Here is a 12,355-nt window from a genome sequence, read left to right as displayed (position 1 = left end):
TTTTATTCTGTTACTGCTTTTCGAATTCGTAAACTGAGCTCTTTTAACTGCTCACCATCTACTTCAGACGGTGCTTGTGTCATAAGACATTGAGCTCTTTGTGTTTTAGGGAATGCAATCACGTCTCGAATAGAGTCTGTTCCTGCAAGCAACATAATCATTCTATCAAACCCCATTGCAAATCCACCGTGTGGAGGCGCACCAAATTGAAGTGCATCCAGTAAGAATCCAAACTTCTCTTTGGCTTCTTCTTCACTAATACCCATAAGGCTAAATACTTCACTTTGAATGTTTTCTTTGTGAATTCTGATAGACCCACCACCAAGCTCAGTACCATTGAGTACTAAGTCATAAGCGATTGATTCAATCTCTTCAATGTTCTCTTTGTTTAAGTTTTTTGGCATTGTAAATGGGTGGTGAAGTGCTTTGATTTTACCCTCTTCTACTTCAAACATTGGAAAGTCAACAACCCATAAGAATTCGTATACATCTTTAGGTACGATTTCCATTTGTTCTGCTAGGTACAATCTGAATCGTCCCATGTAGTCCCAAACCACTTTTTTATGACCTGCACCAAAGAATACAACGTCACCCTCTTGAAGTTCAGTTACTTTCACAATCTCTTCTAAATCTGCTTCAGAGAAGAATTTAGTCAATGGTCCTTTAAGTCCATCCTCTTTCATTTGGAAGTAACCTAAACCTTTAGCTCCAAATTTTCGAACGTAATCTTCAAAACCTTTCATTTGTCGTTTAGAGAAGATGTTATCTCCGTTTGGTACTTTGATGGCTTTGATTCTGTTGTGTGCTTTATCTTTTGCAATATCTGCAAAAATTTCATTGGTGCTTCGTCCAAAAATATCGATTACGTCTACCATTGGCATACCAAATCGTAAATCTGGTTTATCACTACCATACAGCTCCATAGCTTCGTTGTACGTCATTCTTTTGAATGTTGCTGGCACTTCTTTTCCACACGCAGTAAAAATATCATGAATCAATTTTTCAGCAACTTTAATCACATCTTCTTGGTCACAAAAACTCATCTCAACGTCAATTTGTGTAAACTCTGGTTGTCTGTCTGCTCTTAAGTCTTCATCTCTGAAACATTTAGCAATTTGGAAATATTTATCAAATCCAGATACCATTAAAAGTTGTTTGAAAAGTTGTGGTGATTGAGGCAATGCATAAAATTCACCGGGGTGAACACGACTAGGTACTAAATAGTCTCTTGCACCTTCTGGTGTTGATTTTGTTAAAATTGGTGTTTCAACGTCTAAGAATCCCATCTCATTTAAAGAGTTTCTTGCTGCAATGTTTGCGGTACTTCTTAATTTAAAAATATCATATGATCGTTTTGTTCGAAGTTCTAAGAATCGGTTTTTTAATCGAATCTCTTCATTTACTTTTTCATCACCTAAGTCAAATGGCATTGGTTTTGAACGATTTTCAATAATCAGTTCATCTAAGATAATTTCAATTTTACCTGTTATTAGGTTTGGGTTTTCTAACCCTTCCCCTCTTTGTCTTACTTTCCCTGTAGCAATTAAAACAAATTCATCTCTTACTTTTTCTGCTACTTCTAATGCTTCTTTGTTATCTTGTGGGTCTGCTACAAGTTGAACAATCCCGCCTTTATCTCTTAAGTCAATAAAAATGATTCCACCGTGGTCTCGTCTACTGTTGACCCAACCAGCAACAGTAACCGTCTCCCCAATGTTTTTTTCAGTTACGTCAGTACAATAATGAGTTCTCAATTTTAGCTCCATCGTGTTTAAATATCCGCGATTATATCGAAACAAAACTTAGGTTTTGTTGGACTAAGCTAAAATTGAAAAGATTACTGTTTTTTAAATCCAAATGGAGTATTTTTGTAAATCGTTGTACGGTATTGTACTTGAGAATCCACAATTCTATTTTTAATCACACTGCTGGTCATTTTGTTGTTATACAAATAATCAATTCCAATCAGTGTTGAGTAGTTCACCCAGTTATACACCACATCTGCATCAAGTAAGTTGATGGTCTCTTCTAAAATAGGAGAGGTTTGTTCAATGGAGTTTGCAATTAAGAAATTCTTTCTATCTGGGTATTGCGTTAAAGATACTATCAGTGGCGTAAAGTTTAACTGCGTTGAAAGAATCACATACGGCGTTGCCTCTTGCACTGTTAATTGTGAGAGTAAAATAGAGGTTTTAATAATAGAAGTATTTAAAAACAGCGTTGAATCATTGAGTACTTCTTGAGATGTAATTGCTTTATAGTTATTCCCTGAAGGTTTAATCATACGCTCACTGATCACATTAAAGTTATCTTGCAATAAAATATTTCGTAAAGTATTGCCCAATACACTCTCTCCATAAAAGTGAGTATTTTTACCATTACTCAAAGTTTTAAGTGTTTGGATTTGTTCTTCATAATCCATTCCTCCAAAAGTAATATTTGGCATAGGATTAATGACACTGCTTTTATGAATGAGTGGCATAAAAATATCCAGTTTGTCAATATTTTGAATATCGTTTAAGTGTTGTAATCCATCTTCAGTAAAAAGAAGTATCACTTTACTGTATCGGTTGTCTACCACTTCATTCATCGCTTGATAGACACTTGCATACTCTTCTGTTGAAGAATCAATCACATCCACATCAAACTTCTCATTTTTAAAAAGCAAATATGAAATGATGGTATTGATTGTTCCATTAGCATATTTTCCAACCACTTTTGAAGGAAATACGATGGCAACTCTGTTTTGGTCTTCATAGATGTTAAAGAGCTCAAATTGGCTCATTTTTCGTTCTGCATCTTCTTGTTGCTTTTGTTTATAGGTTTGACTGTACTCTTTTTGAGAATAGTCTACTGTTTTAGGAGCACATCCAATAAAAAGAAGTGAAAAAATAAAAATAAAACTGTAGTGTTTCACATTGACTCCATTAATGATTTGATTTTAAGCATATCGTGAAATGCCTCTTTTTTTGCTGATGGATTTCGCAACAGAAAACTTGGATGATATATGGGCAATACATCAATATGATTATACTTTGTTATTTTACCACGAACTTGTTCAATATTTCGTTTATCATTGGTTAAATATTCATACGTTCTCTCACCTAATGTGATAATCAATTTAGGTGAAATGAGTTCTAACTGTTTGGTTAAAAAAGGTTTACAACAATTTATTTCATGTGGTGTGGGTACTTTTTTTGTGCTTGTTTTACACTTAATAATATTGGCAAAATAGAACTGGTTGTAAGAAACGTTTAACACATTTTCAATCATTTTAATCAACAGTTCTCCACTTTTCCCCACTAACAATCGATTGTTTTCTTCTTGTACAATGGAAGGCATTACATCCACAAAAACTATGGGTGAGTGAATATTACCTTCGCTGAAAACCGTGCTTGTTTTGTATTTAGATAACTCACACAAACTGCAATTTTCAACAAGTGCTTGTAAATCAATTAAATTATTGGGCAAGGACATGTCATTGTTGTTAAGCTCATCCGTTTTTAATGCAGGAGCATACTCAAAACCCATCATTTGCAAGCTGTTATAGTGTTTTAAAATTTTCTGTTGTACTTGTTTTGTCATCTGAAAATTGTACAAAAAAAGAACTTTCACTCTGATTTGTTCCATTATTTGGAACAAATTTATATAAAATACTTGACAATCGTTCCAAATAATTATACAATTTGCATATAAAGTTTAAAAGGCCGTTTCATGATGACACCCAGTTTAAGAAAATTAGAATCAGATTTAGAAGTGAATAAAACCACGTTGCACAATTGGAAAAAAAACCGACCAAAGTTGTTTGAGTTTATTATCGATTCATATAAAGATAAAGAGTTGTTAAAAAAGAATCTCAAACTCATGAGTGAACAAAAAAAACGTTTAGAAGAGGAAATCCACTTAACCCTACAAAGAGTATCGTAAGATATTTAGATTTATGGGACTTATCGCTGCTTATATATTTTTTAAAATGCGCGACTATAGGTAGTTATGAGTTCCATAAATGTAAATATATTACATCTATGGTTCATGTATTGATTATTTGTAATACAGCTCAATGGCTGAAGAGATATTAAACGAGAACATCTCAATGAGTTGAATATCATTTTGTGTCAAGTGTTTAGGACTGTTCACATAAACAATGTTTTCATTACCACTCTCATCTTCGTAGTAACTCACCATCCCTTTTTCAATCGAGATACTGCTTTTTAACTCCAACGCTTTTTCAATGGCTTCTTGAATATCAGGATATTTTGCAATAAACCCTTCATAATCCAAACCTTTATAACTTTCAGTTGAAGCCAAAATCATTTTGTTCTCTTTGACAAATTCACACACCACAATTTCGATGCCTTCACATTTGCCTTCACAGCTCTCTTTCATGGTTGTAATCAATTTTTCCAATGCCGTTTGAGAGAACTCATACATCATGCTGTTTTGTTTCTTCTCTACAGGAATTTTTTGATTTTGTAAATCAATCAAATCTTTAAAGTTTCGAAGTGAAGTAATAACCGTGGTATAAAGTTTTTGAGCAGTCAGTTCTGTCTTCTCTTTATAGTCATTGATATCATATTGGTCGATCACCTCTTTCTCAGGGGCATATCCTGGTTGTCCTGTTCGTAGTACAATTCTGACCATTTTATTCTCTAAATCATTACGAACATAATCAACAAACTCTAAACCCGCATTGTCATTCTCCATAACAACATCAAGAAGTATCAATGCAATGTCTGGATTCTCTTGCATCAACTCTCTTGCTTGTGTTCCACTGTAAGCACTAATAAACTCAAGTTTTTTATGATCAAACGTAATTCCATTGAGCACTGCATTTGTAATCGTATGAACACTCTCCTCATCATCAACAATAAGAACTTTCCACGTATCTTTAATCGACTCACCTTTTGTTTTTTGAGCAAACTTCATAGGTTTTTTAGCATCCATCATACATATCCTTTAACTTAAATGATTAAACCATTTTCAAATATAATTTGTTCTCGACCCGTTCGTTTCGCTTTATACATTAAACTATCTGCGGCATTGACGGTATCAATATTATTAACATTATTTTCTCTATAAGCAACACCCGCAGAAAATTTAATTTTAAACTTTAAGTCTTTATAAACAAAATTATTCTCTTCAATGGTTTTTTTAATACGTCTTGCATACTTCTCAACTTCAACTTGTTCTTCATACTTGATTAAAGCAATAAACTCTTCTCCTCCGTATCGAACAATCATGTCACCTTCACGAGTAAGTGCATTTAAAAGATTTGCAAAAGTTCTTAAAATGGTATCTCCACACTCATGTCCATATTGATCATTGATCTTTTTAAAATAATCAATATCTATGAATAAAATCGCATATTTGTTTCCAAAAATTTTAAACTGAGTCTCCAGCTTTTCAATCTCAACATCAAAAGCCCGACGATTATGTACGCCTGTTAAGAAGTCCATAAACTTCTCTTTACGTACACTGTTAAGCTCTTCTTGCAGTTTTATAATACGTGATTGCATCTCGCCAAATCGTGATTTATTTTCAATGAGTTCTTCTTGAGAACTTTTCAGATTATTTCCTAATGCATACACCGTATCAACAAGCTTATTTTGAAGTCGAATCAACTCTCTTTTTGAAGTAGCAGAGAGTTCAAGTTCATCGAGCTCTTGTTTGATGTTATTGACTTCATCCAAAGAGTTTCCACTTTGAATCAATGATCGATCAAAATATTTTCCCATTAAATTTGTCAGTTTGATGATATCCGATGTTTTCTCTTTAATCACTTCACGATCAAGCTCAATTCTTTCTTGAGCCAATGCTTTTAACTCTTCAATTTTTTTTTCAGATAAAAATTGAGAAGGTTTCGTTTTTACACTTTTTACAAACTTTTCAATGCTTGAATCAATCTCATGATTGATTGATGGTGCAATAATTTCTTCTAAGTTATTTATTAAAATCTCAAGATTATTTGTTTTATAAAGTTTTTTATACTCTCTTACAAGTTCATAATACGTATCAATTTTAGGATGTTTATTGTTGTTTTGTTGATGAATAAGCTCTTCTATTAAATACTCGAGTTCTTTGTATTCTTTGAGCTCTTTTTTGTACTCCCCTGCTTGTCGGCTAAACTCTTTAGCATAGTTAATTGGGGTAGCATGTATGTTTTTCTTTTTAAGGGTTGTCAGTGTAGATTTAATAATACCAACTAATTTTTCTTTGTCCATATTGCTTCTTTAAAATACAAGATGCAAATATTTTGCCTTAAAGTGTGTTAATAAACAATAAAAACAATTTATAAATTATAAATTGTTTTTATTAAATTATTTGTATCGGTGAGTAATTCTACCCTTATCTAAAGAGTAAGGTGTGATCTCCACTTTTACTTTATCGCTTGGTAAAATTTTAATGTAGTGCATTCTCATTTTTCCAGAGATATGACATAATACTACATGTCCATTATCCAATTCAACTCTAAACATTGCATTAGGTAACGCTTCAATCACTTTACCATCAATTACAATTACATCATCTTTTGCCACTTGTTTTCCTTTAATTTACTTCTGATAGAATGACTGCTTTACCATTAACCACAGCCACAGTATGTTCATAATGGCTTGTTCGTAAGCCATCTTGAGATATCACGTCCCAATCATTCTCTAAAATCACAGGTTCCTGCTCTTTTTGACAAATCATTGGTTCAATACAAAAAACCATTCCGTTTTTAATTTTAGGACCAGCTTTCACGTTTGGCGTTTCAACATAGTTTGGAATCTCTGGTTCACCATGTGGTTTTCGTCCAATTCCATGACCACAAAAACGTGTTAAAGGCACATAACCTCTTGCACGAATGAAGTCTTCAATGGCTTTTGAAAGCTCTTTGAATCGCATACCCTCTTTAATCATATCAATCGCATAATATAAAGTATCTTTTGCGCACGCTATTAAGTCTTCATCCTCTTTGGAAATTTGACCAATTGGCATTGTAATGGCCGCATCACCATACCAACCATCAATTTCACTTCCGATGTCGAGTCCTAAAATGTCTCCCTCTTTTAATACTGTATCATCAGGAATACCGTGAATTACAACTTCGTTTAAAGATGTGCAAATTGCATTTGGAAAGCCGTACAGACCTTTAAAAGCAGGTCTTGCACCTAAAGACAGAAGAAAATCTTCACCCATTTTGTCCACTTCTAACAGGGTCATTCCGGGTTTTACATTCTCTTTTAAGTAGTTCAAAGTCTTCGCAACTGCTTGGGAAGCAGTTCGAAGCTTTTCAATTTCGTTTTCTTTTCTTAATGGAATTGCCATAATATTTACAGACCGACTGCACTTAATGTATCATATTTATTCATATACTGTTGTGCTTCAATTTTTCTCATGGTATCAATTGCAACTTGAACAACAATCAGTACAGCTACCCCACCAAAATAGAAAGGTACGCCCATTGCTTTTACTAAAAGCCATGGTACTGTAGAGATTGCAGCTAAGTACAATGCACCCCAGAACGTTAATCGTCCAGCAATATCATTTAAGAAACCAGCAGTGCTTTCACCCGGTCGTACACCAGGAATAAATCCACCTTGTTTTTTTAAGTTTTCAGAGATATCTTTTGCATTAAAGGTGATCGATGCATAGAAGAATGCAAAGAAAACAACAAATAAGAACATAAAGATATTAAATGTATAAGACTGAGGACTTACAAAATCTGCCACAGCCATCAATATTTTGTTTTGACTGCCTTGTAAAATAGTAGCAGGGAACATCAAAATTGCACTTGCAAAAATTGCAGGAATTACACCTGAAAGGTTTACCTTAATAGGAATATAATTCATTACTCTTTTATTTTGATTTTGCATCATTACTTTTCTTGAGTAAGATACAGGTACTCTTCTTTCACCTAATTCAACATAGATAATTGCTCCCACCGTTCCGAGAATAACCACTAGGATTCCAATAACTGTTAAGAAGTTCATTTGTCCATTGTTCACTAAATCAATCGTACCACCAATTGCACTTGGAATTGCCGAAACAATACCTGCAAAGATAATCAGTGAAATACCATTACCAATCCCTTTTTGTGTGATTTGTTCTCCAATCCACATTAAAAGCATGGTTCCTGTTAACATTGAAATTGCTGAAACAGCCACAAATGTATCCATATCAATTGAGATTGCACCTTGACCACTTTGTCCTGTTAATGAGTTCAGACCCATTGATACTCCGACTGCTTGAATCAATGTGATTACAACAGTTGTGTATCGGATGATTTGCATATATTTTTGCATTCCATCTCGCTCTTTTTTCATTTTACCAAGACCAGGGAAAGTTGCTGCTAGAAGTTCCATAATAATAGAAGCAGTAATGTAAGGCATAATACCTAATGAGATAATACTTAATCGCTCAATGGCATTTCCACTAAACATGTTCACAAGACCTAATGCATTGTTTGCATTTGAATCAAAAAATTCTTTTACAACGTCTATGTTCACTCCAGGAACTGGCACGTATGCCAGTAACCTATAGAGGAAGATAAAACCTAATGTAATAAGAATCTTATTTATTAGATCTTTACTCATATTAGTTTCCAGTAGTTGTTACGTTTTCGTCTTTAATTTTAGAAGCTAAATCTTTTGCAGCTGCACCAATTAATTTAACCTTTACAACTGATTTAGATAATTTGTATACAGATTTGATTGACTCAACTGTAATCTCTTCAAGTGCTGCAACTTGTTTCACTTTATCAACATTGATAGAGTAAGGTTTTACAGCTCTTGAGAAAAATCCAATCTTTGGAAGTCTTTTTTGGATTGGCATTTGTCCACCCTCAAAACCTCTTTTGATTTTATACCCAGATCTAGATTTTTGACCTTTTTGACCTCGAGTAGAAGTCTTACCCATTCCTGAACCTTGACCTCTACCTACTCGTTTAGTATTTGTTGTACTACCAGTTGCTGGTTGTAAGTTGTCTAATGCCATACTCTATCCTTTAATTCTTGCTAACGCTTCAACTGTAGCTTGTACAAGGTTGTTTGGATTGTTTGAACCAAGAGATTTAGCAATGATATCTGTAACCCCTGAAAGTTCAAGAACTGGTCTCGCAGCACCACCAGCAATAAGCCCTGTACCCTCAGATGCAGGTTTAAGTAAAATTTTACTTGAATTGTACTTATGCTCAATATCATGTGCGATAGTTGTTCCTTTAATTGATACACTGACTAATCGTTTAAATGCATCATCTAAAGCTTTTTTAATTGCATCTGGAACCTCTTTTGCTTTTCCAGTACCAAATCCAACTGTTCCGTTTTTATCACCAACAACAACTAAAGCTGTAAATCTGAATCTTCGTCCACCTTTTACAACCTTTGTAACTCTTCCAATTTTAACGATTGCTTCTTGAAAATCTTCTCTATTAACTGCCATCATTAACCCTTATAATTTGATACCGTTATCTCTAAGTGCGTCAGCGAATGCTGCAACTACACCGTGATAAAGGTAACCATTTTTGTCAAATACAACTTCAGTAATATTTGCAGCTTTTAAGCTTTCTGCGAATGTAGCTGCTACTTTTGTTGCGTTCTCTTTGCTTACATTTAAGTTCATAGCTTTAGAGTTAACTGATGCTAATGTAACACCTTCAACATCGTTTACTGCTTGTGCACTTAAATACCTATTAGATTTGAAAACTGTAACTCTTGGTCTTGAAGCTGTACCAGAGATTTTTCCTCTAACTCTTTTTTTTCTTTTAATTCTTAAAGAATTTTTCTTTGCTAAATCTTTTGCTCTACTCATACTTCACACCTTACTTAGCAGTTTTTCCGGCTTTTCTAACGATATGCTCGTCAGTATATTTAACACCTTTACCTTTATATGGTTCTGGTTTTCTAAAGCCTCTAATAATTGCAGCAGTTTGACCAACTTGTTGTTTATCTGCACCTTCTACGTTTACAATGTTCTTATCAACAGAAATCTCAATTCCTTCTGGAATATCAAATTCGATTGGATGAGAATAACCAAGTTGTAACTCAAGAACTTTACCTTTAACAGCAGCTCTGTAACCAACACCGTTGATCTCTAAAGATTTTTTATAACCTTCAGCTAAACCAACGATTGCATTGTTTGTTAAAGCTCTGTAAGTTCCCCAGAATGCTGAAGATTCTTTATCTTCACCTTTTCTTGAGAATACAACTTTTCCTTCTGCGATTTCAACATCAACTCGTCCGTGTGTCTCAACAGTAGAAGATTTATTACCTTTTTTTACAACGATTGCTGTACCATCAACTGTAACTTCAACTCCACTTGGGATTGCGATAGGTTGTTTACCAATTCTTGACATTGTTCTCTCCTACCACACTGTACATAAAACTTCACCACCAACTTTAGCAGCGAAAGCTTCATCATTTGAAATTACACCCTTGTTTGTAGAAACAATGATAGTACCATATCCATTTTTGAAAGATTTTAACTCAGTAGAGTGTTTATAAACTCTTCGTCCTGGAGTTGAAACTCTTTGTAACTCGTTGATAACTGATCTGTCAGCATCATCATATTTAAGTGTAACTTGAATAGTTTTCTTATTATTTTTACCGTCAACTACTTTATATCCATCGATATACTCTTTTTGCTCTAAAACTTTCAATACACCTTCTACAGTGTTAGAATGTAACAATGTAGTAACTTCAAGTTTTCTCATTGCTGCATTTCTAATTCTAGTTAAAGCATCTGCGATTATGTCATTCATCATAGCTTTATTCTCCTACCAACTAGCTTTTCTAACACCAGGTAATAAACCTTCGTTAGCCATTTTTCTTAAACACACTCTACAAAGACCAAAGTCTCTGTAAACTGAGTGTGGTCGACCACAAACTGAACATCTTGTATAAGCTCTAGAAGAGAACTTAGGAGCTCTCTGTTGCTTAGCAATCATAGATTTCTTTGCCATTACGCTCTTCCTTTTGTAAATGGAATTCCTACAAGTTCTAATAATCTGTACGCTTCTTTATCGTTATCTGCAGATGTAGAAATTGAAATATTCATACCATGTGTTGTAATGATATTATCATATACAACTTCTGGGAACATTAATTGTTCATCAAGACCAAAGTTAAAGTTTCCTCTACCGTCAAAACCATTTCTATTAAGACCTTGGAAGTCTTTTACTCTTGGAAGTGCGATTGAACAAAGTTTATCTATAAAGTTATACATTTGCTCCCCTCTAAGTGTTACTTTAACACCTACAGGCATACCTTCTCTAACTTTAAAACCTGCAACAGATTTTTTAGCAATGATTTGTACTGCTCTTTGACCAGTAATTAAAGAGATAGTATCTTGAATGTTTTGCATTAATTTACTGTCTTTCATTGCCTCACCCGCACCAACAGAGATAACTACTTTTTCTAACTTAGCAGTTAACATTTTGTTTTTTACGAATTCTGATTCTAATGCTGGTTTAATTTCCGCTTTATATCTTTCTAATAATCTAGCTGACATCTTACTCACCTTCTACTTTTGCTACATTAGAGATATCAATAGGCATCTCTTTGTTTACAAAACCACCATCTGGATTTTTGTCTTGATCAGGTTTAACAGTTTTCTTAGCAACTTTACAACCTTTAACAACTACTTTGTTTTTTGATGGTAATACTTCTAAAACTTCTCCCGTTTTACCTTTATCATCTCCAGCAATGATTTTTACAGTATCACCTTTTTTGATCTTTAATTTAACTGCCATAATTATAATACCTCCGGAGCAAGTGAAACAATTTTCATGAAGTTTTTATATCGAACTTCTCTTGCAACAGGTCCAAAAATTCTCGTTCCAATTGGCTCTTTTTTAGCGTCAAGGATAACAGCAGCGTTGTCGTCGAATCTGATTAAAGAACCATTTTCTCTTTGAATCTCTTTGTGAGTTCTAACAACAACAGCTTTAACAACTTGACCTTTTTTAACTTTACCAGTTGGAATCGCTTTTTTAACTGAAGCAACAATAACATCACCAACAGATGCATATCTTCTTTTAGACCCACCAAGTACTTTGATACACATGATCTCTTTAGCACCAGTGTTGTCAGCTACGTTTAATCGTGTAAAACTTTGAATCATTATTTAACTCCTGTAGCTACAATTGTCTTTAATCTAAAAGATTTAGTTTTAGAAAGTGGTCTGCACTCAACAGCAATTACAGTGTCACCTTCGTTTAATTCATTTCTTTCGTCGTGAACTAAATATTTTTTAAATCTCTTAACAGTCTTGTGGTATTTTGGGTGTAAAACTTGTCGTGTAACTAATACAGACGCTGTTTTATCTCCAGATTTTCTTACCACTACACCTTGAATCTCTCTTTTATGCGTATTCATAC

Annotated in this window: 19 protein-coding genes; 1 reads left to right on the top strand and 18 read right to left on the bottom strand. The window is 33.9% G+C overall.

Annotated features, from left to right (window positions below; translation table 11 throughout):
* Positions 1-2: 2 nt before the first annotated feature.
* From aspS to CRV04_RS01525, 3 genes are all read right to left on the bottom strand, one after another.
* Positions 3-1,754 carry an aspartate--tRNA ligase gene (aspS, locus tag CRV04_RS01535; protein WP_128994857.1) on the bottom strand — a complete coding sequence of 584 codons (1,752 nt, stop codon included), beginning with the start codon at positions 1,752-1,754 and terminating at the stop codon, positions 3-5.
* A gap of 83 nt (positions 1,755-1,837) precedes the next feature.
* Positions 1,838-2,917, bottom strand: a complete 1,080-nt coding sequence (locus CRV04_RS01530; protein ID WP_128994856.1) for a hypothetical protein — start codon at positions 2,915-2,917, stop codon at positions 1,838-1,840.
* The gene (locus CRV04_RS01525; protein ID WP_164969091.1) at positions 2,914-3,585 is read right to left on the bottom strand and encodes a uracil-DNA glycosylase; all 672 of its coding nucleotides are present in this window, start codon (positions 3,583-3,585) and stop codon (positions 2,914-2,916) included. Before CRV04_RS01525 ends, CRV04_RS01530 begins: the two co-directional genes overlap by 4 nt.
* Before the next feature lie 129 nt (positions 3,586-3,714).
* On the opposite strand from CRV04_RS01525, the gene CRV04_RS01520 reads away from it, so the two are divergent.
* Positions 3,715-3,927 (top strand): hypothetical protein, encoded by a 213-nt coding sequence (locus tag CRV04_RS01520; protein WP_128994854.1) that lies wholly within the window; start codon positions 3,715-3,717, stop codon positions 3,925-3,927.
* A gap of 114 nt (positions 3,928-4,041) precedes the next feature.
* Here the strand turns inward: CRV04_RS01520 and CRV04_RS01515 are convergent, their stop codons facing one another.
* The 15 genes from CRV04_RS01515 to rpsQ form a co-directional block, all read right to left on the bottom strand.
* A complete protein-coding gene (locus CRV04_RS01515; protein ID WP_128994853.1) occupies positions 4,042-4,947 on the bottom strand; it encodes a DUF3369 domain-containing protein in 906 nt (301 codons plus the stop codon).
* A gap of 14 nt (positions 4,948-4,961) precedes the next feature.
* Positions 4,962-6,221, bottom strand: a complete 1,260-nt coding sequence (locus tag CRV04_RS01510) for a GGDEF domain-containing protein (protein ID WP_128994852.1) — start codon at positions 6,219-6,221, stop codon at positions 4,962-4,964.
* Positions 6,222-6,317: 96 nt separating this feature from the next.
* On the bottom strand, positions 6,318-6,536 hold the full coding sequence (infA, locus tag CRV04_RS01505) for a translation initiation factor IF-1 (RefSeq protein ID WP_128994851.1): 219 nt from the start codon (positions 6,534-6,536) through the stop codon (positions 6,318-6,320).
* 10 nt (positions 6,537-6,546) lie between these two features.
* The gene (map, locus tag CRV04_RS01500) at positions 6,547-7,308 is read right to left on the bottom strand and encodes a type I methionyl aminopeptidase (RefSeq protein WP_128994850.1); all 762 of its coding nucleotides are present in this window, start codon (positions 7,306-7,308) and stop codon (positions 6,547-6,549) included.
* Positions 7,309-7,313: 5 nt separating this feature from the next.
* Positions 7,314-8,576, bottom strand: coding sequence for a preprotein translocase subunit SecY (secY, locus tag CRV04_RS01495; protein ID WP_128994849.1), 1,263 nt, complete (start codon positions 8,574-8,576; stop codon positions 7,314-7,316).
* Position 8,577: 1 nt separating this feature from the next.
* Positions 8,578-8,976, bottom strand: coding sequence for a 50S ribosomal protein L15 (gene rplO / locus CRV04_RS01490; RefSeq protein WP_128994848.1), 399 nt, complete (start codon positions 8,974-8,976; stop codon positions 8,578-8,580).
* A gap of 3 nt (positions 8,977-8,979) precedes the next feature.
* A complete protein-coding gene (gene rpsE, locus CRV04_RS01485; RefSeq protein ID WP_128994847.1) occupies positions 8,980-9,420 on the bottom strand; it encodes a 30S ribosomal protein S5 in 441 nt (146 codons plus the stop codon).
* 9 nt (positions 9,421-9,429) lie between these two features.
* Positions 9,430-9,789 (bottom strand): 50S ribosomal protein L18, encoded by a 360-nt coding sequence (gene rplR, locus CRV04_RS01480; RefSeq protein WP_128994846.1) that lies wholly within the window; start codon positions 9,787-9,789, stop codon positions 9,430-9,432.
* Positions 9,790-9,799: 10 nt separating this feature from the next.
* Entirely contained in the window at positions 9,800-10,333 is a 534-nt protein-coding gene (rplF, locus tag CRV04_RS01475; RefSeq protein WP_128994845.1) for a 50S ribosomal protein L6, read from the bottom strand.
* Positions 10,334-10,342: 9 nt separating this feature from the next.
* Positions 10,343-10,741 (bottom strand): 30S ribosomal protein S8, encoded by a 399-nt coding sequence (rpsH, locus tag CRV04_RS01470; RefSeq protein ID WP_128994844.1) that lies wholly within the window; start codon positions 10,739-10,741, stop codon positions 10,343-10,345.
* Positions 10,742-10,753: 12 nt separating this feature from the next.
* Positions 10,754-10,939, bottom strand: coding sequence for a type Z 30S ribosomal protein S14 (locus tag CRV04_RS01465; protein ID WP_128994843.1), 186 nt, complete (start codon positions 10,937-10,939; stop codon positions 10,754-10,756).
* Positions 10,939-11,487, bottom strand: coding sequence for a 50S ribosomal protein L5 (rplE, locus tag CRV04_RS01460; protein WP_128994842.1), 549 nt, complete (start codon positions 11,485-11,487; stop codon positions 10,939-10,941). Before rplE ends, CRV04_RS01465 begins: the two co-directional genes overlap by 1 nt.
* A gap of 1 nt (position 11,488) precedes the next feature.
* Entirely contained in the window at positions 11,489-11,728 is a 240-nt protein-coding gene (gene rplX / locus CRV04_RS01455; RefSeq protein WP_128994841.1) for a 50S ribosomal protein L24, read from the bottom strand.
* 2 nt (positions 11,729-11,730) lie between these two features.
* Positions 11,731-12,099: a 50S ribosomal protein L14 gene (gene rplN / locus CRV04_RS01450; RefSeq protein WP_128994840.1), complete on the bottom strand. Its 369-nt coding sequence runs from the start codon at positions 12,097-12,099 to the stop codon at positions 11,731-11,733.
* Positions 12,099-12,353, bottom strand: coding sequence for a 30S ribosomal protein S17 (gene rpsQ / locus CRV04_RS01445; protein WP_128994839.1), 255 nt, complete (start codon positions 12,351-12,353; stop codon positions 12,099-12,101). Before rpsQ ends, rplN begins: the two co-directional genes overlap by 1 nt.
* Positions 12,354-12,355 lie beyond the last annotated feature (2 nt).

Source organism: Candidatus Marinarcus aquaticus, from assembly GCF_004116335.1.
Taxonomy (GTDB): Bacteria; Campylobacterota; Campylobacteria; order Campylobacterales; family Arcobacteraceae; genus Marinarcus; species Marinarcus aquaticus.
This window is presented reverse-complemented; position numbering and strand designations above follow the sequence as displayed.